We start from the raw sequence: 26142 nt of genomic DNA on the forward strand, positions 1-26142 counted from the left end.
AACAGCGGACTTGCCAAGGGAGAATCGCGGGAATAAGCTTATGTGGATTAGTTCAAAAGCGTCATGCCCAATAATGGTAGCGCTAACATGGGAGGGAAGGTCTGGTGACCAAGACTACAATTCACAGACTCGGCGGTCATGCCGGCAGCGAATTCACAATCAAGAATATGCTCAAGGTTGGGGCATCCATGGCTGTGCTGGGCGGTGTTCTTGCCAGTCAGACGGCAATGGCACAGGATGCTTCGTCGGCAGACGAAACCGAGGCAGCCGGCCAGCAGGACCCTGATTCTGACAATACGATTTACGTCAGCGGGATCCGCCGGTCGCTCGAAAGCGCCCAAAACCTGAAGCGCGACGCCGATACGGTGGTGGATGCAATCACCGCCGAAGATATTGGTGCACTTCCCGATCGGTCCGTGACCGAAGCTTTGCAGCGCGTACCGGGTGTCGCAATCAACCGTTTTGCCGGTTCCAACGATCCTGACCACTTCTCTGTCGAGGGTTCCGGTGTTGTTGTGCGCGGCCTCAACTACGTACGGTCGGAATTCAACGGCCGCACAGCCTTCGTGGCAGGTGTTGGCGGGCAGGCACTCAACTTCGCAGATGTGCCAGCCGAATTGCTCGGCTCCGTCATCATCAGCAAGAACGCGACAGCAGACCTTATCGAAGGCGGCCTGGCGGGCACAGTCAACCTTGTAACCCGCAAGCCGTTTGATCGTTACGGCCTGCAAATGGGCTTTAGTGCCGAGCTCAATTACGGCGATTTCAGCGAAGAATATACGCCTACTCTCTCAGGCCTCATCAGCAATACCTGGGAAACGGAAATCGGAACGTTCGGCCTTTTGGCAAGCGCTTCATACTCGCAGGTTCGCGCCCGCGCCGATGGCCTGCAGATCACCAATTTCCAAACGCGTGACGGGACACTGGTGGACGCGGCCAATGCTGGCGGGACACAGGTTTGCCGCAACCCGCTCCCCAGCGGAGCCGATAGCTTGACCTTGCCGCCCAACAACAGCGCGTGCGGCAATTCCGGCACGGCAGGTGCAGACGGCTTCGCCGATTATGCAGACCTTCGCTATGCACCGCTTGGTGCGCAATTCCGCACGCAGGACTTCGATCGGCGACGGACAGGGCTTGCCCTGGCTGCGCAGTATGAAACTCCGGGCGGCGGCACTGTTGTTACTGCGGAATTCATTCGTTCGCACGCAACGCAGGAATGGGGTGAGTACACCTACGAAACGGCACCGGATCTGGCCGAATACGGCACCTATCCAATTGGTTGCCAGCAGAATGCGAATGGTCCGAACCTGGTCAATCCAGATGGCTCGCTCGGTGACGGCACCACGCGTGCGCAATGCCCTGTGGGCGGATTTACAGATTACCAATATGACGCAAATGGCTTGTTCCAGTCCGGTTATATCACCAATCCCAATGATGGTTGGCGCGGCAATCCCGGTTCATCACCTTTCGTACCGATAGGTGGGATCCAGCAGCAGCTTTCCCGCCGTCAGGTGGACGAGGAGACAACCAATCAGGATTGGGGGCTGAATGTTCGCAGCCAGCTGACCGAACGCCTGAATCTGGAGCTGGACTTCCAGTACGCAGAATCTCGCAAGCAGAATCTGGACTTCACGATTTTCGGCGCCAACTTTGCCGATCAGGAGCTTGATCTCACTGGCGATCTGCCAATAGCAGCGCCGCGGAAGCCGAACATTCTTGCTTATTCATGGGCCGGTCCAACCGTGGAGCAGGCCAATGCGAGCCGGCCTGAGCTGAACAACGTGAGCGAGGCGGAATATTTCTCCGACCCGCGCTTCCAGTTCTGGCGTGCGGCGATGGATCACATCGAAGACTCAGAAGGCGAGCAATATGCCTTGCGGGCCGACCTCGGCTATGAGTTCGGAGACGATTCCTTCCTGCGTGAACTGAAAGTCGGTGCGCGTTATCAGGATCGTGACCAGACAGTACGTTACACAACATACAACTGGGGTGTGCTCAGCGAGGTCTGGGCTGGTAACAGCCCGGTCAGCTTTGCCGATACCAACCCGTACCAGTCACAGTATTATGACTTCCCCAACTTCTTCCGCGGTGATGCACCCGGGCCGCAGGGGGCGTTCTATTATGGCGGCGATCTGACGGGCAATTATCAGGGCTCGGTCGATTTCGCACGCTCGGTTAATGATCAGTGGGTTGCGAATGGCGGAAACGCTGGCTGGGTGCCGCTTGCTGCACGTGGCGGCGCACTTGATGGCGGACCTTATCTGCCATCGGACATTCAGCCGGTCGCTCAGGAAGATATTGCTGCGTATGCAATGGTCCGCTTCGGGTCAGACGACTTTGGCGGCATGCGTTTCGCCGGTAATGCGGGCCTGCGTTATGTAACCACAGATGTGACTTCCTCCGGCCAGATCGGTGTGGGTTCGCGGCAGCAGTTCAACATCGTTGACCCGTTCAGCACCCGCTGCGCGCTGACCGTGCCTCCCGGTGCGCCTACCGGCACTCCGCCTTCATCTCCTGGCGGTGTCTGCGATTTGGGGCAGGCCAACTACGAGGCGCTGCAACAATTCGCCGACGGCTCTACGTTCGAGAATCTTGCCGAGACGAGTTATGATTATTGGCTCCCAAGTCTCAATCTGCGGCTGGAACCTGCCAATGATCTGATCCTGCGGTTTGCCGCCTCGCGGGTGCTTACGCGGCCGGACAACGGTTTCATTCGTAACTTCCTGAATCTCAATCTCGACGGGTCCGGAAATCTGACGGCGCAGGCTGGCAACCCCTTCATCAGACCTGCCACTGCATGGCAGTTCGATTTGACGGCAGAATGGTATTTTGCGCCAGTCGGATCGCTGACAGTGAACGGTTTCTATAAGGACATATCCGACTTCTTCTTCCAGGATCTGTCATCGCGGCAAATCACCAATAACGGCGTCACTAGAGACGTGCTTGTACGAGGCCCCGCCAACTTCGACGGGAACGGCAAGATCCAGGGTGTCGAAATCGCCTACCAGCAGACCTATGATTTCCTTCCGGGTCCTTTGGGCGGCTTGGGCGTTGCCGCCAACTATACCTTCATCGACAGTTCGGGGCTTCCCAACTCGTTCCTGAATGGCGGCAATTTGCCGAGCGAGTCCACGGTGCCCACGGGCAATCTGCCGCTGGAGCAGCTGTCGCGGCACAATGTGAATGCGACTGTCTTCTACGAACGCGGTCCGATTTCGGCCCGTGCCGCGTATAATTGGCGATCGCGCTTCCTGTTGACGGCGACAGATGTAATCTTCCCGTATTACTCGATCTTCAACGAGCCAACGGGCCAACTGGATGCATCGCTATTCGTCAATTTGAGCGAAAGTGTCCGCGTCGGCGTGCAGGGGGTTAACCTGCTGAACGAGGTCACAAGGACAACCCAGGCTTACACTGGCAATCCGGATGACCTGGCACCGCGGTCCTATTTCATCAACGATCGCCGGTATGCCTTGGTGTTGCGCGCCAATTTCTAGCCGTACGTCAAGAAATCTCCCTTAAAGGGCCGCCCGGCAAACTTGCCGGGCGGCCCTCTTTTTGTGCAGTGATGGAGAGATTGATTAAGACGGCTACACCTGCCCGCAGGCGCGCGTCAGGCGCTGGCGAGTGATTGCGCTATGGCATCGCGGATTGGTTTTGCCTGATAGTCGCTGGAATAAGGTGCACCGCGAATTTCCAGCCCGTCAGGCCGGGCCGCATTCCCGAAATATTGCAGCCAATTGTACTGATCGACCATTCCCCAAGCGAGAATGTCGTCCAGATGTGCGTCATATTCCAGCATCAGATCAAAATAGCGGCGAGTGTAGTCAGCCACCTTCCTATCGCGAGTGGCGATATCGCCGGGCAGAGCTGCGTCTTTCACGTCGAATTCGGTAATCAGGAGCCGCAGTCCCATGCCGGTAACTTCATCCAGGAATGCGCGCCACTGGCGTTCCGCATAGGGGCCAACGCCGGTCGCCGGATCAATCTCGAACATCTCGATATGCGACTGTATGCCGAGAGCATCGACCGGAACGCCGCGCGACACCATACCTTCCAGCAGCCGCAATACATCGGCGCAGTGCTTCAGATGTGCAGGCTCCCAGCTCATATAATCATTATAAACAAGCTGGCCTTCGGGAAGCTGCTCGCGCGCCGTATGGAAGGCCAGATCAATCACCGCCTCGGGGGAACCCATTGCCCGGCTCAGGCTGGTTTCGATAGGCGCATTGCGGTCATGATCTATCGCTTCATTCACCACGTCATAGCTGCTGATCGTGCCGCGATAGCGGTTTGTGACGGTGCGAATATGATCGGTCAGCAAACGCGCTGCTTCAGACGCCGGACTGGCCCCGAAATCATAATTGTTCAGCCAGTCAGGAAACCACTGCGGGCGATGCCAGAGCAGCGTATGCCCGCGCACCTCCTGCCCACTCGCCTGTGCCCATGCGACGATGGAATCCATCCGCGAAAAATCATAAGACTGCGCATCGGGCCGGATGGCCTGCCACTTCATTTCATTTTCAGGCACGACCAGGCCGCATTCGGCCTCAATCACGGCGGTATAACGCGGGTTTTGCACTGATCCCGCATCGGCATTGCCCGGAGTAGATGCGATAGCGGAGCCAAAACGGCGTCCGCCACGCATGGCAATCGCATCAAGGCTTTCTGCCGGGGTGGCTTCGCTGGCGCCAGGCCCAGGCATTCGCGCAGCACAGGCCGACAGCGGCACGGCTGCAAGTCCTGCCAAGGCAGCGCGGCGGTCTATCTCGAAGTGATTTTGCATGGTCTGAATATCCCCTGCTGCCTGCGATTTCATTCGGTTACTGTCAGCGTAACTTCAGTCAGATCCACCGAATTGGGGCCCACCATCAACGTGAATTCTCCTGGCTCGGTCACGAATTCCATATCGCGGTTCCAGAATGAAAAGGCATCGGCATCGATTGTGATATCGACCTGCGCAGTTTGCCCCGGCTGAATGGTCACGCGCTGAAAGCCGGCCAGTTGCTTGACAGGCCGCGTAACGGAACTGACCTCGTCCCGCAGATAGACCTGTATGACTTCATCGCCTTCGATCTGCGAAATATTGGTCACGGGCACGCGGACTGTAACCCCTTCGCCGATTCCGATCATACCGGAGGAAAGCGACGGTGTGCCGAAAGTGAATTCCGAATAGGAAAGCCCTAACCCGAACGGATAAAGCGGGGACGCATCATCGAATAGGTAACCGCGCCGTGCGCTTGGCTTGTGATTGTAGAATGACGGCACCTGACCGACATTACGGACCACCGTGACCGGCAACTTCCCACCCGGGTTCACCCGCCCGAACAGGGCATCGGCAATCGCGCTGCCCTGTTGTTCGCCAGCATACCACGTTTCCAGAATAGCATCGGAACGTTCGGCGATGGCCGGATAGCTTGGCGGGCGGCCATTCACGAGAACCGAGACGATCGGCGCATCGAGCGCTTCTAGAGCCATGAAAAGTTCGTTCTGCTCGCCTACAAGATCAAGGCTGGTGCGATCACCTAGATGCGATTCTGCCCAACCTTCGCGGCTGGTTTGCTCGGTATCGCCGATAAAAAGCAGGATGACATCAGCCCCGCGGGCGGCCTCGACGGCTTCTGCAATCATGCGGCGGTTCTCGGCCGGGTCGGCAAGTTCCACCTCGTCTTCCCACCAGTCGTCGTCCAACGTGATCACAACGCCGGGCGCGTGCACGATATCTGCACTGTCGCCCAGCAACGCGCGGATGCCTTCCAGCGGAGTGACGGTATCGCGCGGGATGCCGTAATATCCGCCAAGGCGGGCAACGTCGCTGTTCGGCCCGATCACGGCGATGGTCGGGCGGCTTCCAGGCTCGGGCATGGCCAGTGGCAGCACACCGTCATTTTTCAGGAGCACGAGCGAACGTTCCGCCGCAGTCCGGGCGAGGGCGATCCCTTCTTCCGTGTTGGACCGCAGTGCTGTTGCGGTGTCTGTTACGAACGGCTGTTCGAACAGGCCAGCGTTGAACTTCATCGTAAGTACGCGAGTAACAGCCAGATCGATCTGGCCCATTGATATTTGCCCGTCGGCCACCAGTGCAGAAAGGTTGGAATAGGCGATTCCGCTTGGCAGATCGACGTCCACACCGGCATTCATGGCAAGCACGGCTGCGGCAGGAATATCCCCGGCTATGCGATGGCGATTGACCATTTCTTCGATGGCGTAATAATCGGATACGACAGCCCCTTGGTATCCCCATTCACCCCGCAGAATATCGTCCAGCAGCCACTGGTTGGAATGGCTCGGGATGCCGTCAATTTCATTATAGCTTGCCATGACGGCATCGATTGCGGTGCGCTCCACGACTTGCTGGAAAGGCGGGAAGAACATTTCACGTAAAGTCCGCTCCGAAATCTGTGCCGGGCCGATATTGGTGCCGCTTTCCGGCTGTCCGTGGCCGGTCATATGTTTCAGCGTCGCCATCACCTGACCTTCACCAAGCTGACGATCTGTGCCTACGCCCTGCAGGCCCTCGACTGCCGCAACGCCCATCTCGCCTACCAGATAGGGATCTTCACCGAAGGTTTCCTCGATCCGGCCCCAGCGTGGGTCACGGGCTACGTCCACTACGGGGGAAAGCACCTGATGCACACCGCGTGCGCGCACTTCGCTGGCGATGTAATCGTTTACATCGCGCACCAGGCCGGTGTCCCAGGTGGAAGCAAGGCCGATGGACTGCGGGAAGCTGGTGGCATCGCGCGCGGCCAGGCCATGCAGCGATTCCTCATGCAGCAAAACAGGGATGCCAAGCCGTGTATCTTCGCGCGCCCAGCGCTGGATGGCGTTGACATAGGCAATGCTTTCTTCAATCGATCGGGGCGCATTCACGCGCGGGCTGCCCGGGCCGATCAGATCGCTGGGCCGCGCAAAAAAGCCGAGCCCGTCAGGGTAGCGCGCGCTGGCAAGTGCCGGATCGAAAAAGTTGGCTTCGTTCTGGATTTCGGGCTTGTCGTTCCAGATGGTAATCATCTGCGCGACTTTTTCTTCCAGTGTCATGCGGGCGAGCAAATCTGCCACGCGCTGTTCCACAGGCAATTCTGCGTTCCAGTATGCCGCATCAGCTATCGGCCGCTCTGACGAAATCGATCCCTGTGCGCTGGCCGGCAAGGCCGACGGGCCTGTGGTCATTATAGTGGCAGCACCGGCAAACAACGCAGCGCGCAGCAAATTCTTCATGCAAAAATCCTCTTCCCGGCAATGCGACTCTTGACGCCACGCCTCTAAATGGTAGCGCTACCATGATGATCGCAGCGATTCTTGTCAACCGGAAGAAAACGGCATTTTCGAGATTACGAGATTTTCGCCATTCGTTGGTATCTGCTAAAATCTGCACGCACGAAAGAGCGCAAGCCTACTTGCTGCGCGGGATAACACATGGCTATGGCAGACGTGATGACGGACAAGGATAGCGATACCAAGCACGCGCGGAAGCGTGGCTCCCGCAGAAAAAGTTCTGCACCGACCATTGGCGACGTAGCGGGCGAGGCCCGGTGTTCGCCGATGACGGTCAGCCGTGTCGTCAACGGGGAAGGCAATGTTCGCGACGAGACGCGCCAGAATGTGCTCAATGCAATCGCGAAACTGAATTACTCTCCCAACCGCGCCGCACGCAGCCTTGCAGGGGGAAAGCAGCTTCGCATCGCTCTGGTCTTCGACAACCCTTCTGCGTCATATCTCAGCGAATTCCTTATGGGCGCGCTTGAAGAAGCCAGTCGCAAGGACATCCACATTGTTGTCGAAAGCTGTGAAAAAACAGCTGACGCCATCCCGCTCATCAAACGCCTGAGCGAAACCGGCATAAGCGGATTTGTATTGCCGCCCCCGCTCTGTGACGATCAACGCGTTCTGGACGCTGTGACAGAAGTTGATGGCATTGCGATTGCTGTCGGGCAGGGGAAAGCCAGCGGATCACATGGCGCTGTGATGATTGATGATTTTCAGGCTGGTTACGATATGACCAAGCATATCATTGATCTGGGTCACAAGCGGATTGGCTTTATTATCGGCAATCCCGAACAGGTCGCCAGCGGACGCAGGCTGGAAGGATATCGCGCGGCATTGGAAGATGCGGGTCTGGAATTAATCGACGATCTTGTCGTTCAGGGCCGCTTTACGTACCGGTCCGGCATGGCCGGGGCAGAAAAGCTGCTCGGTGTTTCGCCAAGGCCAACCGCAATTTTTGCCAGCAATGATGACATGGCAGCGGCAACTGTCGCGGTAGCGCACCGGCTACACCTTGATGTGCCGAACGATATTACGGTGTGTGGATTCGATGATACCGCGATGGCCAGCACCATCTGGCCGGAATTGACAACCATTCGCCAGCCAATCCGCGAAATGACCGCATGGGCTGTGGCAGCCATCGCGCGCATCACCAGAGAACGCAATTCGGGTGAACGGCGGGAGCCGGAACAGACCATCATGCCCTACAAACTCATCCGCCGTGAGTCTGATGCTGCCCCAAGCCTTGCAGGAAATCGCCGCGAAGATATTGTCGAAGGCCGATCAGTAAAATGACCAAGTCGCCCGAACGCCGCCTGAGATCGCGCGATTGGTTCGACAATCCGGAACGGATGGACATGACCGCGCTCTATCTGGAGCGGTTCATGAATTACGGGGTGACCCCGGAAGAACTGCGCAGCGGCAAACCGATCATCGGCATCGCCCAAAGCGGTAGCGATCTCTCACCGTGCAACCGCATACATATCGAACTGGCGAAGCGCACCCGCGATGGCATTCGCGACGCGGGCGGAATTCCCATCGAATTCCCGGTTCACCCCATATTCGAAAACTGCCGCCGACCTACAGCAGCGCTTGATCGCAATCTGTTATACCTCGGGTTGGTAGAACTGCTGAACGGGTATCCGATTGACGGGGTCGTCCTGACAACAGGGTGCGACAAGACCACGCCAAGCCAGATCATGGCCGCCAGCACCGTTGATATTCCCGCCATCGTACTTTCTGGCGGGCCGATGCTGGATGGCTGGCATGACGGGGAACTGGTCGGTTCCGGCACCGTCATCTGGCGCAGCAGGCGCAAACTTGCAGCTGGTGAAATCGACGAGGAAGAATTTCTGGACCGGGCGACCAGCAGCGCTCCGTCTGCCGGACATTGCAACTCCATGGGCACAGCCAGCACCATGAATGCAGTGGCAGAAGCACTTGGCATGAGCCTGACCGGCTGCGCTGCGGTGCCGGCGCCATACCGGGAGCGGGGGCAATACGCCTATCGCACGGGCAGGCGTATTGTTGAAATGGTGCAGGAAGACCTGAAGCCTTCTGACATCCTCACCCCTGATGCTTTCGTCAATGCGATTGCTACTGTCTCGGTCATAGGCGGTTCCAGCAACGCCCAGCCGCATATCCAGGCGATGGCGGCACATGCCGGTGTCGATCTCGATCCTCACGCGTGGCAGCAACACGGATATGACTTGCCGTTGTTGGTGAATATGCAGCCCGCTGGCGAGTATCTGGGCGAGCGCTTCCACCGCGCAGGCGGTGTGCCTGCCGCCATGTGGGAATTGCTTAATGCAGGCAAACTTCGCGGTGACTGCATAACCTGTACCGGCACGGCGATGGCTGCAAACCTGTCTGGCCGTGAAAGCCATGACCGTGAGATGATCCGGCCTTTTGCCGATCCCTTGATGGAACGGGCAGGCTTCCTTGTCCTGAAAGGAAACCTGTTCGACTTTGGTATCCTGAAAGCCTCCGTCATCTCCGACGATTTCCGCGCGCGTTATCTGTCGCGCCCAGGGAATGAAAACGTTTTCGAAGCCCGCGCGATCGTTTTTGACGGATCGGACGATTATCACCACCGGATCAACGATCCTTCGCTGGAAATCGACGAGGATTGCATATTGGTAATCCGCGGATCGGGGGTGATCGGGTGGCCGGGCAGCGCGGAAGTCGTCAACATGCAGCCGCCAGACAGTCTATTGAAACGCGGGATCCAATCGCTCCCGACACTGGGTGATGGACGCCAGTCAGGTACAAGCGACAGCCCTTCCATCCTCAACATTTCGCCGGAGAGCGCTGTTGGCGGCGGGTTGGCCTGGCTGCGCACGGGTGACACCATCCGCGTCGATCTCAATGCTGGATCATGCAATGCGTTGGTGGAAGACGCCGAAATCGCACGAAGGCAAGCAGAAGAGCCAGCACCGCGAGTGCCAGAATCGCAAACCCCTTGGGAAGAACTGTTCCGCGAGAAGACGGGCCAGCTCGATCGCGGCGGGACCATGGATTTTGCACTGAAATATCGTGGCACATCCAGAAAATTGCCGCGTCACAATCACTGACAGTCGAGATCAATCCTCAACGCACAATGGGTTTTCAGCCGATCCGTACCCGTGTTTGGGCAAAGCCTGCGACCGGCGCATCGAAGGCGAACAGGCTGCCAGCCTGCGGATATAGCGCCATATCATCTTCGGTCATGTTCTTCGTCGCGCTTGTTACATAACCTGTGCGGAAATCCGCGCCGCCAAAGGCCAACTTGGTGATATCACGGGCAGGCATATCTATGGTTGCGGTCAATTCTCCATCAGGCGAAAACCGCGCAACTCGTCCGCCAAGATACAGCCCGGTCCAGACGTGGTCTTCTGCATCTACCACCGGTCCATCGGGGTAGGCATCAGGAAATAGCGCACCGGTATCGGCAAAGGGTCGCGCTTCGCCAACGCCGTCTGGTGTCAAATTGGCGACCATGATCTTCTGTGCGGTTGTATCTGTAAAATAGATGCGGTCGCCTTGCGCGTTGACCGCCGGACCATTGGTGATCGTGATGCCGGAAGGGCCTGCGGGCGTGATTTCGCCTCTGTCGAAACAATAAAACCTGCCGGATGCCGCGCTTTCTGTATCATCCATAGATCCGAACCAAACGCGCCCCCACGGGTCGGTGCAGGCATCGTTGAGCCGGTTGGCCGCAGGCTCACCCGGAACCGCCGCCAGCTTTTCGAAGGTGCTCAATTCAGGATGGAAGACATACAGCCCGTCCTGCAGTCCGCACAGCAACATGCCGTTATCAGCAGGCAACGCCCAGCCGATCTGGCCCGGCGCTTCTGTAAAGGAATTGCTGCCGGTATCAGGATCATAATGCCACAGTCGGTGCTGCTTGATATCGACAAACCACACTACTCCGCGCGCCGCGTCCCACAGGACCCCTTCGCCCAACTTGCTGTCTGCGTTTAACAATTGGCGAACTGGCAAATCTATCTCCATCCGGCATCAACCCAATAATTGTGGCCGCTGCAAAACCGCGCATCATCTGATGCAAGGAACATGGCCATGGCCGCGATATCGGCAGGCTGGATGCGGCCAGGCAGGCACTGCGCCTCGACAATTTCGTCTTCCTGTTCCGGGGTGTACCATTCCTGCTGCCGGGGCGTCTGGACATTGCCCGGCAAAATAGCATTCACACGGATATTGTCGGGGCCAAGTTCGCGGGCCAGACTTCGCGTAAGACCTTCAATGGCGGCCTTGGCGGTCTGATAAACTGTCAGATTTTCCAGCCCGAGGTGCCAACTGATCGAACCCAGATTGATGATAGCACCGCCTCCGGCGTTCCGCATGGCCGGGGCAACGGTTTTGGCTGCGAAAAAGTGATGCTTGAGGTTCACGGCCATGCGCTGGTCCCAATACTCGCTGGTCACGTCCGCAATTGCATGGCGATCATCATTACCGGCGTTGTTGATTATTACGTCGCAGCCGCCAAGCCGATCAACGAGGCTGGAAATGCAACGGGAGTAACCATCCGTGTCGGTGATGTCGCAATGGCGGTAAACCGGTTGATGCGCAGCATCTGCAAGGCGCGCACAAAGCGCTTCGCTTGCCGCGTCCTGCACATCCACAAAGGCAACCCTTGCGCCTTGGCGAACGAAGCCTTCAACGATGCCCGCGCCAATTCCCGATCCGCCGCCGCTGATAATCACGCGCTTGTCCAGCAGGCTGGGATAGACTGCTGCTGCTGTCACAGAAGATGAAGTCTCTTCAGTCATTCAGGTGATCCCGAAGCTTGGTCATTGTGCCCCCCATATCCTGGCGCCAGAAGTGTCGCTCGCGCTGGTGTCATCCGTAGTTCCCAATCCTCGCAGCTCCAACAAACCAAAATCCGATAGCACATCAGCCTGTCAGATCCGGTCAATCACGGCACGATTGGACAAGTTGCGCACAAATTCACCAATGCCCATGCTCCAGGCCGGGGCGTCATTCGACGTGGTGACAGTGTTGGTCAGCTGGCCGAGCCGTTCCGACTTGATCGTCACTACGTCGCCCAGTTTGTGGGTGAAGCCCGCACCGGGCGTATCGCGGTCTTGCGTCGGCGCAAACAGCGTGCCGCAGAACAGCACGAAACCATCGGGATAGTGATGCTGCGCGATGCATTGCCGCACCAGCTCCAGCGGGTCACGACTGATTTCGCTCATCAGATTTACCCCTGACAGCCGGTAACCATCGGTTCCCTGCACAACCAATTCGACATCGGCCTGGCGCACATCGTCAATGGTGAAGCCGTCATCGAATAACCGGATGAACGGCCCGATGGCGCAACTGGCAGTGTTGTCCTTTGCAGTAGAAAGCAGCAGGGCAGAGCGGCCTTCGAAATCGCGCAGGTTCACATCATTGCCAAGCGTCGCGCCGACGATTTTTCCGTCGGGATCACAGATCAGGACGATTTCGGGTTCGGGATTGTTCCACACCGAGTCAGAGCGGATCCCGATCTGGGCGCCGCAGCCAACTGAAGACAACACCGGCGATTTGGAGAAGATCTCTGCATCCGGCCCGATCGCCACTTCAAGATATTGCGACCACATCCCCTCGGAAATGAGGACCTGCTTGAGCTGCTCGGCATCTGCGCTGCCCGGAACAACGGAGCGGATGCCGGCGCCTACCTTGCTTTCCAGCTGGCCGCGAATTTCGGATGCTTTCGATGCGTCGCCTCGGGCGCGTTCTTCGATCACGCGTTCTATGGCGGATAGGGCAAACGTCACGCCGCTGGCCTTGATGCATTGCAAGTCTATCGGAGACAGCAGGTGCCATCCTTCGGGCAGGCCATCTGCAACCGCCCCGATATCTGTGCCACCTTCGAATTGGGAGCGCGCCACTGCGCCGGAGACGCTGGCCACCGTTGCGGTAAGATCAAGAATGCGCCCGTGCTTCAGCAGCAGAACGCATGGTCCCGCAGGTGATTGCGCGCGTCCGATAAATGTTCCGGATGCATGATCGCCCGGCAAGAATTCTGCAATGTCGCGGCCCATTAGCCTGCCCGTCCTATCCCGTGATAGCGCTACCATAGGTTTCAGGCGCTATCGGCGCAAGGCCAAAAGGGTGTGTTCTCCGGGAAGAAAAGCGTTAGTCTTCCGGCAGGCCCATTGCGGCGCGCATTCCCGGCAACCAGTCGCCGCTCTGCCGGTCCCAGAAGGGGAAGGTATTGGCATAAGCCCATGTGCAGATGCCGATTCCAGAAGGGGTAAAGGCCTCTCTTACCGCCTGGTGGTATGCGGCGCGTTCAGGCGTTGATACGTGGCGGTCATAGGCGCCGGTCTCTCCCATGAAGGGCACTCTACCGGTCCGTTCGATATAGGTTTCAACCTTGGCGACATCGCGCTGCAATTGCGCCAGATCCGCCGGACTTCCGAATTGCCTGCCAGGCTCCGGAATATTCGGGGCAGTCCAGCTTGCTCCCTGATGGGTGAACGGGAATGGATCGTAATAGTGGAAAGTCGAATGGATATTCGCATCATCGGGCAAGGGCAGGGTGGCTAGTGAATCCACCCCGCTCCAGTTTTCACCACCGATAATCACGGCGCGCGTGGGATTGCTGGCGCGAACTGCGACAAGGGCTGGCTCCAGCGTATCAAGCAGGTTGGCGTGGGTCAGCTGATCGTGCGGTTCGTTTTCCAGCTCGAACCACAGGTGCTCTTCGGGATAGTCGGCGAATTGGCGGGCGATCTGGTCCCACACGCCGCCGTGCCATTGCGCTGTGCCCTGTGGATCGGAATAGATCGGATCGAAATGGTGACTGTTGAGGATGACGTTCAGGTCTTCTGCCAAGGCCATATCGACCACTTCGACAACGCGGGCCATCCATTCGGGATCGACCGTGTAGGGCGCGGTTTCCATGCTCTTGTTGTGCCAGCGAACAGGGATGCGCACCGTGTCAAAGCCGGCGGCGCTGATCCGTGCGAAGTCGGCAGCATCTACCGGCGCGCCGCCCCATGAACCTTCCTGTTCGGGTTCAAGTGAATTGCCCATATTGATGCATGTACCCACAGGCAGCGGAGGCGGGGTCGCCCGCGTGGAGGTTGCTGCAGATTGCGCATGGATTGCCACCGGGACGGCGGCGCAGGCGGCCAGCGCCAACGATGCTGCGGCAGCCGATAAAATGAGCTTGGACGTCATCATATGCGCATTCTCCATTTCAAATGTGATCAACTTGCGGCGGACAGGACCTGCACAAGGAACCTGCGGATTTGTTCATCGCGTTGCTGCGATGGCGGACCGTTCACACCCTTTGCATAATCAGGCAGATGCGCCGCTGCGTCTGGCGCATTTTCGCCAAACACCATGTGGTCGAACCATGCCCGCCACGCCTCCCGTTGCGCCGGTTCCTGATCACGGATCGCAAGCATGGCATGAACCAGTGCCAGAAAGCCGCCTCCGTGAGCGGTATCGTTGTGCCAGTAGTTGATCAACACTCCGACAGGATCAAGCGAGCACACATGGTGCCACCATAGCGCGGGGATATAGATCACATCGCCCGGACCCAATTCAGCCCGCAGTGCCTTATCCTGCGCTTTAGGATAGTCAGGATAGCGGTCCAGATCGGGAGCCAGCGGATCCACCATGCTGACCGGTTGCCCGGCAAGCGTGACATTCAGCGGACCAACGTAGAGGTCTTTCGTGGCATCAGGCGGAAACAGGGTAAAAACCCTGCGGCCGGCCACTACTGCCGCGAAATTATCTGACAGATCGAAATGGGTGGCGACTTGCGTTGCATTGCCCAGCCATATGCGTGGAATTGCCGTGTCATCAGGGCCAAGCATGGGGAAGGGGTGAGCTGCCTCGAAACGGGGCAAATGCGATGATACAGATGCTGCACCAGCGTAAATACCGACAGGATCGGTCTGGCTTTCGATTTGGCGCAAGTGTTGCGCCAATTGCGACAGCGTGGCCTGATCTTTCGTGAAATTGAACCCGCGCATATCGGGGGCGTAAAAGAAGCGCCCTTTCTCTGAAGGCTGCGCCACCATCACTTCTGCCGGAGCACCGCTGTCCATCCGCTCTATCAAAGCGAGCGCGCGGTGCGGATCGGCGCGTCCTTCTTGAACAATCGGCCAATCTTCCAGCAGGTTGCGGAACACAACCGGACGATACGCAGGCCGGATGTCCCGCCGGAAGGTGGCGAAATCGGCGACGGATATTTCCTCGATTGCCTTCATTGCGCCAACCCTTTCTCCAAAATCGCCGCTTTTATTCGCAGGCCAGGATCACCTCCGCATCCATACCAAGCCGCACTTCGCCAATCGCGAAATCTGTTTCGCCTTCGGTTGTCAGAACGAAAGGCAGATTGACCTGTGTCATGTCCGCGCCGCGTGTGCGCAGACATTTGAGCGGAATGCCGTAGCGGACAAAACCATTGGTTTGCGGCATGGGGAAGTTGATCATGCCGGAACTTGTATCACCTGCAGACCCCAGCATGGCGCTGTCCGGCGCATCGAAGACGCGCAAGGTTGTCAGCAGCATGATGTCCGCATTGGTTTCCCGGTCGAGATTGAGCGGGTTGAAATTGCGCAGGTGGATCGAAGATGTGCCTTCTGCGACAGCGAACCGGCGCGCCCCTTCCTGCACTACAAAATTCTCCGCCGTCACTCTAACGCGGCCCGAAAGCGCCTGAGCTGGTACGCCGGTAATACGGGTTTGCGCTTCATCTCCGGTGCCGTTGACCAGCAAAGACCAGCTTGAAGGGACAGTTCCATTGGCGAACCACACCCGGGTATCGCCAGCGCTTTCAACTTCGATCTCAGGCAAATCGGCCCATGCGTTCGCAGTTGAGCCGTAATTGAGGCCAAAGCCGAAATCGTACAGCGCGCCGTCGTCCATGTCGGGAGTCAGCGGCCATGCCGTTGGCAGCGTTCCGGTGAAATCGTGGCGAGCAGCGCCGGAGCTGTCTCCCACCAGCACATCGGCAATACCGCCGCCCTCGCTGCCAGGCAGCCATGCGACGACAAAGGCATCGGCCAGATTAAGTGCAGGGTTCACATAAAGCGGGCGCCCTGTAATCATCAAGGCCACCACAGGAATGCCCTGTTCGCGCAAGCGTTGCATGGTGGCGTATGGCCCGGTGAGAGCATTATCCAGCGCCAGCGTTTCACGGTCGCCCTGAAATTCTGCGTAGGGCTCCTCGCCGAAGACCACGACGGCAACATCCGGACGTGCGGTGAAGCTGCCATCAGGAGAAAGCTGCGCGCTACCGCCGCCCGCTTCAACAGCGCTGCTGATGCCATCCCAGATTGATGTCGCGCCGGGAAATTGACTGTTCTCGAGGCCGGTGCCCTGCCACGTAATCGTCCACCCGCCGGATTGGCGGGCGATGTCGTCTGTGCCTTCACCTGCAACCAGAACTCTTGAGCCTGAGGCCAGGGGAAGAATATCCTGATTTTTCAGCAAGACGAGCGAGCTGCGCACAGCTTCCCGGGCAATCTCGCGGTGCTCGGCAGAGCCGAGAAGATCATATTGTCCAGACAGCGGACGGGTCGATGGCGCACCTGCTTCAAACAGGCCCAACCGCATCTTTACGCGCAGGATGCGGGCTACGGCATCATCGATGCGGCTCATGGGAATTTCACCGGTTTCGGCGCGGGCGAGTAGGTCTGCGTAAACATCGCGCCACGTGTCGGGTGCCATGTACATGTCGATCCCAGCCATAAGCGCCTGCGGGCAGCTTTCATTGGTGCAGCCGGCAACCTGTCCGTGCGCATTCCAATCGGACACCACGAAGCCACCGAAATCCATCCGCTCTTTCAGCACGCCGGTAATCAGCGATTGGTTGCCGGTCATCTTGCGGCCTTGCCAGCCGGAGAAGCTGACCATGACAGTTGAAACTCCCTCTGCAATCGCAGGCCGATATGGCAGGCCGTGAATATCGCGCAGTTCTTCCTCACTGATCGAGGAATCGCCCTGATCCACGCCGTTGTCGGTCCCGCCATCGGCAAGGAAATGCTTGGTGGAAGCGAGAACATAAGGTCCGGCGAGCAGATTGTCGCCGTCAGCCGGGCCCTGCAATCCGCGCACCATTGCGCCGACATAGGATGCAACCAGTTCAGGATCGGAGGAATATCCCTCGTAGGATCTGCCCCAGCGGAAATCCTGCGGCACAGCGACTGTCGGCGCGAAAGTCCATTCCTGCCCGGTCACGCGGATTTCTGCAGCCGTTGCTGCGCCGATGCGCTCGATCAGTTCCGGATCGCGCATGGCGCCAAGGCCGATGTTATGCGGGAAAATTGTCGCACCGATGATGTTGGAATGACCATGGACAGCATCAGTGCCCCAGATGATCGGCACACCCGCGCCGCCATCCGATGTATCGACAGACGCATGGTAGAAATCGTCCGCCGCGCTCAACCATGCAGGGGCGGGGGCGAAGTCATCACCATAAGGCCCGCTGTTGCCGCCAACCAGAATGGAACCGAGATTGAATTCGCGCACATCCTCTGGCGAGACGCAGCACAGGTCCGCCTGAATAAGTTGGCCGATTTTTTCGGGCAGGGTCATGCTGGAAAGCAACCTGGCAATATGTGCCTCATCTTCCGGCTGGTTGGGCACCGGATATTCGTAGGCCGGCCAGATTTCAGGATTGGCAATGCCTGCGCCGCTTTCTACCTGTGACGGAGCCTCGGTTCTTTCAGCCAGGGGAGGCGGAACAGTCGCGCATCCTGAAAGCAACAGCGCCGACATCATGCCCAGGCCCGATGTACGAGCGTTCAATCCAAGCCGCCCACCCGACAGATTCTTCATTCCAGAGCATTCCTTCAACGGTTCAAGACGGCAAAATGTGAGCGCTATCATTACGCAGGATTGCTATTATGTCCAGAGCCAGTTTCGGACAAAGGTCCTGCAAATATAGAGGCTGGATGAGCAACGCAATCGAGCTTAATCATTCACATTCACAGCACCGCTTTACGATAAAGGTATCGCTAACACCTACGTGAAAGTGGCTGGGCAAAGCGGGCCCCCTCGCAACCAAAAATGCTGCACTGCAAAATATTCAAAGCCAAGCGCGTAATTTTAGTGTAGGACGCACCGCGATAGATACTGCGGGCCAGTCCCGGCAGTTCCGTACCGACATACCCAACCTTTACCGCGCCGCTTTTCCGGTGCTGTTTTCCCGCTGCCCGAAAGCCCGTGTTTCATGACTTTTCCCGAATTGCCCGCCAGCCTTGCCCAAGCGCTTGCCGAACGTGACTATGATAGCCCGACCCCTGTGCAGATGGCGGTCTTGGAGCAGGAGGCCGCTGGCCGCGACCTGGTGGTTTCGGCGCAGACTGGTTCCGGCAAGACTGTAGCGTTCGGGCTCGCCTTTGCGGAGCAGTTGCTGGATGACAGCGGCAGAGTTCCGCATGGCAATGCCCCCAGCGCATTGGTCATCGCGCCCACCCGGGAACTGGCCTTGCAGGTTAGCCGCGAACTTGCGTGGCTTTATCAGAAGGCTGGCGCACGAATAGCCACATGCGTTGGCGGCATGAACCCTTCGCAGGAACGACGAACTCTCAAATCCGGTGCCACCATTGTCGTGGGCACGCCGGGCCGCCTGCGCGATCATCTGGAACGCGGCGCGCTGGACCTGTCGCAATTGAAGGTCGCCGTGCTGGATGAAGCGGACGAAATGCTCGACATGGGTTTCCGTGAAGAGCTGGAAGAAATCCTCGACGCGACACCCGATGGCCGGCGCACCCTGCTGTTTTCCGCGACCATGCCGCGTCCTATCGAGGCGCTTGCAAAACGTTACCAGAAAAATTCCCTGCGCATCGCCACCACCGGTACAGAGCGCGGGCACGGCGATATCACCTATCAGGCGGTGACGGTTTCTCCATCGGAGATCGAAAATGCCGTCGTCAACCTTCTGCGCTTTCACGACGCAGCAACTGCGATCCTGTTCTGCGCGACGCGCGACAAAGTGCGCCATATGCATGCGATGTTGCAGGAACGCGGCTTTGCTTCGGTTGCCCTGTCTGGCGAACATTCGCAGTCCGAACGTAATCAGGCCTTGCAGGCGCTGCGTGACAGGCGCGCAAAGGTGTGTGTTGCAACCGACGTGGCCTCACGCGGGCTCGATTTGCCGAACCTCAGCCTTGTGATCCATGTCGAAATCCCTCGCGACGCGGAAATCCTGCAGCACAGGTCCGGCCGCACAGGCCGCGCAGGCAAGAAGGGCACCGCCGTAATCGTCGTGCCATTCCCGCGCCGCCGACGGGTCGAATCCATGCTGCGCAGTGCGAAGATCAATGCCGATTGGATCAACGCGCCAGACCGTGATGCCATCCTTGAAAAGGACCGGGAACGCTTGCTTGAGGCCCTGCTTCAACCTGTTGAAGTAACAGAAGCCGACCGCGAACTGGCGGACAAGTTGCTCGCCCAGCGCACACCGCAGGAAATCGCTGCGCTTTTGGTCCAGGCCCACCGTTCCAAGATGCCCGAGCCGGAAGAATTGCTGGTCAATTCGCCCGAAGCACACCGTGACGCACAAAAAGAACGCCACCGCCCCGGGTTTGAAGACACGGTATGGTTCCGCATGGACATCGGCCGCCGTCAGAACGCCGATCCGCGCTGGGTTCTGCCGCTGCTGTGCCGCCGTGGTCACATCACCCGCAACGAAGTTGGCGCGATCCGCATCGGGCAGGTGGAAACGCATTTCCAGATCCCCCGCGCTATCGCGGACAAGTTCGCGGATGCCTTGGTCCGCACTGCCGGAGACGATGAGAGCGGCGGTGATGTGACGATCGAACTGTCCCCTGAAGCTCCGCGTGATGCGGCGCGCCCGCCCCGCGGGAACGGCCCACGTTCAGGTGGCAAGCGCTTCCCGCCGCAGGCAAAGCCGCACCGCAAGGGCAATGCAGCTAATGCGGCAAACGCAGCGCCGCGCGGTGATCGACCGGCCTTCAAGGGCAAGCCGCGCAAGTTCAAGCCCAAACCAAACAAGGGCGCTTGAATGTAAAGCCCCAAGCCAGGGCATCAAGCTGAAGCACAGCGCATACCGGTGTATACTTGCCGGTTGCAAGCTGCTGCCGCTTCAAGAGTTGGCGCAGGCAATTGCCCAATATGTCTCGGGGTCGGCAGACGAATCGGGGTTGGCGGAATTGCGCCATCACGCCGTGCTGGCGACCTCCCGTGTGCAACCTGAGGCTGAGGTGCTTTGGCCCGGCTGGTCAAAACGCCAAATATGATACCCGCATTCCACCGTGTCAGCGACAGGCCGCCCCTCCGGACAGGTGCCAATCCGAGCGATAGGTGGAGCACGCGATCAACTCTCCGCGAGCCCCAGCGGCATTGAAGCACGCCTCTTCCCCGATGATACGCCGCTGGGCAAACTTGCGCTGGTTCGCACTGCGCAAGGCATGCGGTCCGGATTATGGGCCTGCCCGCCATCCAGCCGAAGCCCACGCGCTTCACCGCGGTGCCTTTCCAATCGATTTGCGCACCTCGTCCAGGATGGTCTGAGTTGCATCGTATTGCGGCGTGTAGCCAAGCAAACGGTATGCGGGCCCGAGATCGAAGGTCTGCGAATAACCCATCGTCGAGAGGGTATAGAGAGTGAGCGGCGGCTCCTTTGTGCCAAGCAGGCGCGCGCCCTTTTCCAGCACCGTCGCAAGCAGATGGGCAGGCGCGGCGGGCAGATCCACCAGCTTGGGCGACGTACCCAGGATGTCGGCGACGGATTGCGTCAGATCGCGAACAGCAATCGGCCGTCCGCCGGAGATATTGATCGCTTTGCCATTGATCACCACGCACCGCTCCGCCGCTTCGCAAATCGCCCATGCTGCATCCCGCAGATCGGTCAATTCGATAAGCGCACGGCCACCTCGAGGCAGCGGGACGCGGCGGCGCCGGGCGATTTCTATGAGACGGGGCAGGATTACCCGGTCGCCTTCGCCAACAAGCGCACGCGGCCTGATCGCGCAGGTTGCCATCTGCGCATCGCCAGCAGCCAGCACCAACCGCTCTGCCGCCAGTTTGGTCCGGGCATAATGATTTAATGGAGGAAACGCGGGCTGAGATGCCTCATCAATGCCCACCTGATCTTCCAGACGGGCAAAAATTGATGGCGAAGAAATGAACACAAACCGCCTGACTCCTTCTTCCCGAGCAGCGCAAAGCAGGCGGCGTGTCGCCTCGACATTGATGGATTCAAAAGCGGCGGAATCGCCCCAACTGTCCGACAGGGCCGCGGAATGAATTACGGTTTCGCGGCCTTCCATCAGTGCACCGAGATCGGACTGCTCGCTTGCGAGGTCGATCGAAACAAATTGCGCGTCCGGTGCCGAATGCACAGAGCGGCTGGTTGCGCGGATATGGGCACCGCGCGCACTGGCCTCCGCACGCAGGGCTGTGCCAAGGCCTCCGGTCGCGCCAGTGATCAGAATCGGGCCAAGGGTCATTCCTGTATCCTCCATCGGACTGTCAATAACACCGGGCAAGGCCTTGGCAGCCGGCTTGAAGATCCCGAACACGTCCATCTTAGCTTCGATCGCACCATAGAGATATCCCGCGACGATGAAGTCGCGCGTGAAGTGCTGACCGGTGTTAGAAAACGGGGCAAACTGACGGATCTGGTGATCCTATGCGGCAGCCCGCTGGAGAGTATTGGCAGCACCGAAACGGTCAAAACCGTTGTGCTTGGTGGGACCACTCAAACGCGACTGAAACGTGACTGAAACGGGCCGGGCTGGCCCCAGTGGTCAGCCCACCTGAACCAGGCTCCGTTCCTCGAGGTCGCCAATCAGCTTGGCGAGTTCTGTCCGGCAAGTTTGTTCGGCGACGTCATATTCGCTGCACATCGCATCAACCAGCGCGCCGAATGTTTGCTCGCCTTCTAACAGCTCCCATGCGCGCCGGCCGGTATCTTTCAGACTGTAAAATACGCCGCTGACTATATTCATCAGCACAAGCTCTTCATCGACAACAGTTTCCACGCAATCGTCTGTCTTGGTGATCTTGCTTTTGGTTTCGATATTCACGCTAGTCATCCCCTCGGCCGTTTACGGCGTATAGCCCAATTCTTCCATTACATCGCGATTGGCATTGCAGAGTGCTTCTCGCTGTTCGTTGTTCAGCATTTCCCAACCGTCACCAGCGCGGCCTGCGCGAAAGAAACGTTCCGTTTTTTCGGGTCGTTCGCGGAAGCCCGACCGGTCTTCCTTCGCACGCAGTTTCTCAAACTGGCTTTCCGCCACCGCGTGGGCAATGGCCGCATCATCGTCTTTCTCGGGCAAGCGCAGGAAGGTGGCCATGCGCTTCAGGCAGGCCGCTGTATCGGCCAGCATATCTTCGTACCGGACCGTCAGCATGGGTATGGCATCCTGCCGGTGCCAGCTGAGATAGTGTCCGCTCCATCCCAGGGTCCGCTGGCGCAGCTGATTTTTGCTGCCGCCTGCCATGATGTGATCCAGGTTGTTCATCTGTTTGACGATCTTGTCGAAATTATCATGACCCTGGTGGTTCGCGTATGAAACCGCGACGTCGAAAGGGTGACGGACAAGGTAGATTGCACCGAAGGAGCAATCGCCGGGAAAGATGGCATCGCCATTGCCATTATCATGATAACCATCATGCACTTTTACGAACAAGCGCTGCTGGGCAAGCTTGGCATTCTCACGATAGCAGGCGGGCCGCAACAGATCGATCTCGTCATCGGTCAGGTCGGAAGAGGGTAACCCCGTAATCGTATCAAAGCCGGCCCGGTTGGAAGAGATAGATCCTGACAGGGATGCGAAATGTTCATCGTCGACGCCGTCCGGGGCAATCAGGTTGGACAGCAGGATACGGGTCCATGTGTTGCCCGATTTTGGGAAGGAGGCGAGCCAGGTAATTCCATCGGGCGCAGCGTCCGCAGGCGGTGATGCCAGGTCAGCCATCAGTCTTGCCGTAGCCCTTGATCCAGTCACGCATGGCCGCTGAAGAATTTTCGAACTGCGGTTTCAGCATGGACCGATCAAAGGTCTGCACGTGGACTGCCGCAATCAACTGGCCAAGGGCGGTGAACAACTTCTGTCGGCCCATGATGGCGCTGCCAAAACGCATGCGGTAAATGCTTTCGCGCAAATGTTTCAGGGCCTGCGCTCCGCGAACCTTTTCAATCTCGATCGGATCGCGGTCCCGCCGGACGTTTTCGTTCTTCAGGATCGTCAGGCTGACCAGATCACCGCTGCCCTTTTCTTCCGTCGTCGCGGGCAGGGCGAAGTGTTTGTTGAAATCAGGCTGATCACGGACCCGGCCGCTGCTTTCAACTCCTGTCAGTTGCAGCGCATCTTCCCATAATTTCATATCTTTCTGCCCGGCGAAGCAACGCGCCGTTGAACCCCTGATATCAGCAGGGTCGATGATCAGGACATCGTCAGTAAAGAAGTCCAGCCCGGCAACGGAAAGACCGGCCGCCAGAGTGGATTTGCCCGCGCCCGATTGACCGGTGAAGGCATGCACCTTGCCTTCATGCATCACGGCACTGGCATGGAGCGGCAGCAGGCCCCGTTGATAGCATAATGCGCCCCAGGCAGAGCCAAGCAGGAACAGCGCGACATCGCGGTCGGACGCGCCGTTGCGTGCGTAACTTATATGTTTGCCACCTGACACATGAAAGCTTGCCCCGGCGGGCAAATGGAGGAGAAAATCTGTCGCGTTGACTTCAAATGATACGCCGCGATCCGTCACATCTTCCAACGTCTGCGGCACCTCACCTTCGCTTATCGTCACATCCGCGTTGTCACTGCGCAGGTATGATCCAACGCGTGTTCCGAGATCGAGGTCGGCGGAGACAGTAAAAGGGGTATCCATCATTTGTTCTTGCCATCAACCCAGTCAATAAAGCGGGACATACCGAACATTCTACCGATACCAACCATAGCCACCGCGTAATCAGGATGGTCATCAGCGTCGAGAGGCGTTTTGTCGGGCCATGTTTCGAATATCTTGCGGATACGCGGTATGTCGAAACGGCGCGCCATATCGGGATCGCTGGCCGCTGCTTCGAATTCTTCGCGGTAACGGTCAATGTCCTTGGTGAAACGCGCGTGCCAGTCCGCCGATTGCCGTCCGCGTTGCCGCATATCCACGATTTCGGAAGGTAGACGGTCTTTCATCAGGCGGCGAACGAGCCAGCGATCAGTGCCGGGTGTCATGAATTGGTCTGCAGGAATGGCAAAGCAGTATTCGGTCAGGCGGCGATCGCCTAATGGATCGCGCCCCTGCACCCCGGTGAGGCCTTGCATGCCTTGCGCAGCGAGCGCCCCTTTTTCGATGTTGCCATTTGAAGTCATCCGCAACTGCACATCTCTTGTGCTCTTCAAACCGGTATAGCTATCATCCCAACCCATTTCCTCGGCTCTTTCGGATACGCGCATTTCTGCAGCATATTCGCCGTTAATGGGCGAAAAACCCTGCCAACCCGATTGATCCTGCACGTTGCGGAACCGGGCAATCGCCTTGTTGGCGAAGGCCGGAAGCAGGGGCTGTGCAACATAGCGGTAATACCGCTTCAATATACCTTGCTGGATGTGCAGTCCGCGCAGCAGCCGGTGCATTTCGAGCCAACGGCCTTGCCGCAGAAGCTCCGGATAGATGTAGCGGTTGCTGAGCGATATGGTGCGATTGCCGCTTGAACCGCTTAACAGAACGCTGCGCCCGGCTTCACGGACCAGCCGGGCGATTTCCATGCCCCAATGAATGTTGTTCCATCCGTAAGGCGGCGATTCGCACATGCGGATAAATTCATCCAGCTTGTGATCAAGCGGCAATCCTTCGGACGGCACGAAAGTCACATCAAATTGCGGATACATGGCGGCCAGCGCCTTTACTGGTCCGGATTCGTCTCCCAACCGCGTTTTGCCATAACTGCGACCATCCCAGTCCTTGCCTGGCACATGGGTGAAGCCCAGCAACGGATCGGTAAAGCCATGTACACCGCGCTCCAGCGCTTCCAGTGCATAAACCGATACTGTCGAGCTATCGAGACCGGCGCTGACGGTTGTCGCTGGCGTTTTATCTGCCCGCATGGAAGTTTCGATTGCGTCGCGCATCAAGGCATCAAGAGCGTCCACATAATCGTCGTCATTTATGAAACGCACTGGCTCCACATCGGTCGGATCATAATAACGCTGGCACTGGATAGAGCCGCGCCGGATTTCCATCCAATGGCCGATACGCAGTGCATTTACGCCGCGAAAATAAGTCTTCTCGGCCTCTTCGAAGTTCAGGATCAACGCATCGGCTATGTGCTGTTCGTCCATTTCACGCGGGATTGCGGGAAGGGCAAACAATCCCTTTGGCATCGATGCGATGGCGAACATGCCGGGGGCATCATGATAAACCAGCGGCGGCGCAGCAAGAGGCGCACGGGCGGCGAACAGGCTTTGGTTGCCAGGATCCAGGGCGATGAAGGCCCACGCACCTTCAATCCGCAGCAATGCATCTCGGCCCCATTCCCGCCATGCGGCATGGGCAAGTGCACTGTCGGCCATGGTTTTCGCCTGCGCAGGTTCAATATTGAGCGCGCGGGCGAGATCGCCGCGGTAATCGAGCCGGCCGGAAAACAGAAACCCGCCTGTCCCGGAAATGATCGGCTGGCGCTCCAATCGATCCTCGGGTGTGAAATATTCGCCCTGAGTCCAGCATGCAGCCATCGTATCGTAGCGGCGCTTTTCCTGCTTGAGCGGACCGTGAATGCGAAGGGAAGAGGTCATACGGTCGATGTCGTCGGCGGGCACCATGGACCCGTCCCGACGGAAAATTGCACCGATTGCAGACATGAGGGTCCCTAAAGCAGTCTGACATGCATGTTACAAGCGATTGCTGAAGGCAAATCTTGCAGGCAGGTGCCAAGCCGGATTAGGTGCACCG

General features: G+C 58.3%; 17 protein-coding genes. 4 read left to right on the plus strand and 13 right to left on the minus strand.

Going from position 1 to position 26142, the window contains the following annotated elements; genetic code table 11:
* Window positions 1-104: 104 nt before the first annotated feature.
* Window positions 105-3497 (plus strand): TonB-dependent receptor, encoded by a 3393-nt coding sequence (locus AB731_RS10165; RefSeq protein ID WP_231638915.1) that lies wholly within the window; start codon window positions 105-107, stop codon window positions 3495-3497.
* 116 nt (window positions 3498-3613) lie between these two features.
* Here the strand turns inward: AB731_RS10165 and AB731_RS10170 are convergent, their stop codons facing one another.
* The gene (locus AB731_RS10170; protein WP_047094226.1) at window positions 3614-4786 is read right to left on the minus strand and encodes an endo-1,4-beta-xylanase; all 1173 of its coding nucleotides are present in this window, start codon (window positions 4784-4786) and stop codon (window positions 3614-3616) included.
* Between the two features lie 29 nt (window positions 4787-4815).
* Window positions 4816-7221 (minus strand): glycoside hydrolase family 3 N-terminal domain-containing protein, encoded by a 2406-nt coding sequence (locus AB731_RS10175; protein ID WP_047094225.1) that lies wholly within the window; start codon window positions 7219-7221, stop codon window positions 4816-4818.
* A 204-nt stretch (window positions 7222-7425) separates the two neighbouring features.
* On the opposite strand from AB731_RS10175, the gene AB731_RS10180 reads away from it, so the two are divergent.
* Entirely contained in the window at window positions 7426-8562 is a 1137-nt protein-coding gene (locus AB731_RS10180) for a LacI family DNA-binding transcriptional regulator (protein ID WP_082126453.1), read from the plus strand.
* The gene (locus AB731_RS10185) at window positions 8559-10340 is read left to right on the plus strand and encodes an IlvD/Edd family dehydratase (RefSeq protein WP_047094224.1); all 1782 of its coding nucleotides are present in this window, start codon (window positions 8559-8561) and stop codon (window positions 10338-10340) included. Before AB731_RS10180 ends, AB731_RS10185 begins: the two co-directional genes overlap by 4 nt.
* 34 nt (window positions 10341-10374) lie before the next feature.
* Here AB731_RS10185 and AB731_RS10190 read toward each other — a convergent pair whose 3' ends face one another.
* From AB731_RS10190 to AB731_RS10215, 6 genes are all read right to left on the minus strand, one after another.
* Window positions 10375-11211 (minus strand): SMP-30/gluconolactonase/LRE family protein, encoded by an 837-nt coding sequence (locus AB731_RS10190; protein WP_231638917.1) that lies wholly within the window; start codon window positions 11209-11211, stop codon window positions 10375-10377.
* Between the two features lie 38 nt (window positions 11212-11249).
* Complete coding sequence (locus AB731_RS10195) at window positions 11250-12035, minus strand: SDR family NAD(P)-dependent oxidoreductase (protein ID WP_047094222.1); 786 nt, start codon at window positions 12033-12035, stop codon at window positions 11250-11252.
* 132 nt (window positions 12036-12167) lie between these two features.
* On the minus strand, window positions 12168-13292 hold the full coding sequence (locus AB731_RS10200) for a fumarylacetoacetate hydrolase family protein (protein WP_047094221.1): 1125 nt from the start codon (window positions 13290-13292) through the stop codon (window positions 12168-12170).
* A gap of 94 nt (window positions 13293-13386) precedes the next feature.
* Entirely contained in the window at window positions 13387-14439 is a 1053-nt protein-coding gene (locus AB731_RS10205) for a glycoside hydrolase family 5 protein (protein ID WP_231638918.1), read from the minus strand.
* Between the two features lie 26 nt (window positions 14440-14465).
* Window positions 14466-15476 carry a cupin-like domain-containing protein gene (locus AB731_RS10210; RefSeq protein ID WP_052769043.1) on the minus strand — a complete coding sequence of 337 codons (1011 nt, stop codon included), beginning with the start codon at window positions 15474-15476 and terminating at the stop codon, window positions 14466-14468.
* A 31-nt stretch (window positions 15477-15507) separates the two neighbouring features.
* A complete protein-coding gene (locus tag AB731_RS10215) occupies window positions 15508-18051 on the minus strand; it encodes a glycoside hydrolase family 3 protein (RefSeq protein WP_052769042.1) in 2544 nt (847 codons plus the stop codon).
* A 394-nt stretch (window positions 18052-18445) separates the two neighbouring features.
* On the opposite strand from AB731_RS10215, the gene AB731_RS10220 reads away from it, so the two are divergent.
* Window positions 18446-20242: a DEAD/DEAH box helicase gene (locus AB731_RS10220; protein ID WP_047094220.1), complete on the plus strand. Its 1797-nt coding sequence runs from the start codon at window positions 18446-18448 to the stop codon at window positions 20240-20242.
* 457 nt (window positions 20243-20699) lie between these two features.
* Here AB731_RS10220 and AB731_RS10225 read toward each other — a convergent pair whose 3' ends face one another.
* The 5 genes from AB731_RS10225 to AB731_RS10245 form a co-directional block, all read right to left on the minus strand.
* Entirely contained in the window at window positions 20700-21689 is a 990-nt protein-coding gene (locus tag AB731_RS10225) for an NAD-dependent epimerase/dehydratase family protein (protein ID WP_162199486.1), read from the minus strand.
* Window positions 21690-21989: 300 nt separating this feature from the next.
* On the minus strand, window positions 21990-22268 hold the full coding sequence (locus tag AB731_RS10230; protein ID WP_162199485.1) for a PqqD family protein: 279 nt from the start codon (window positions 22266-22268) through the stop codon (window positions 21990-21992).
* A gap of 21 nt (window positions 22269-22289) precedes the next feature.
* Entirely contained in the window at window positions 22290-23165 is an 876-nt protein-coding gene (locus tag AB731_RS10235; protein ID WP_047094218.1) for a sulfotransferase domain-containing protein, read from the minus strand.
* Complete coding sequence (locus AB731_RS10240; RefSeq protein WP_047094217.1) at window positions 23158-24084, minus strand: hypothetical protein; 927 nt, start codon at window positions 24082-24084, stop codon at window positions 23158-23160. The genes AB731_RS10235 and AB731_RS10240 overlap by 8 nt, the downstream gene beginning before the upstream one ends.
* On the minus strand, window positions 24081-26051 hold the full coding sequence (locus AB731_RS10245) for an asparagine synthetase B family protein (RefSeq protein WP_047094216.1): 1971 nt from the start codon (window positions 26049-26051) through the stop codon (window positions 24081-24083). Before AB731_RS10245 ends, AB731_RS10240 begins: the two co-directional genes overlap by 4 nt.
* Between the last annotated feature and the right edge of the window lie 91 nt (window positions 26052-26142).

It is taken from the genome of Aurantiacibacter marinus (genome assembly GCF_001021555.1).
In the GTDB taxonomy this organism is placed as follows: Bacteria; Pseudomonadota; Alphaproteobacteria; order Sphingomonadales; family Sphingomonadaceae; genus Alteraurantiacibacter; species Alteraurantiacibacter marinus.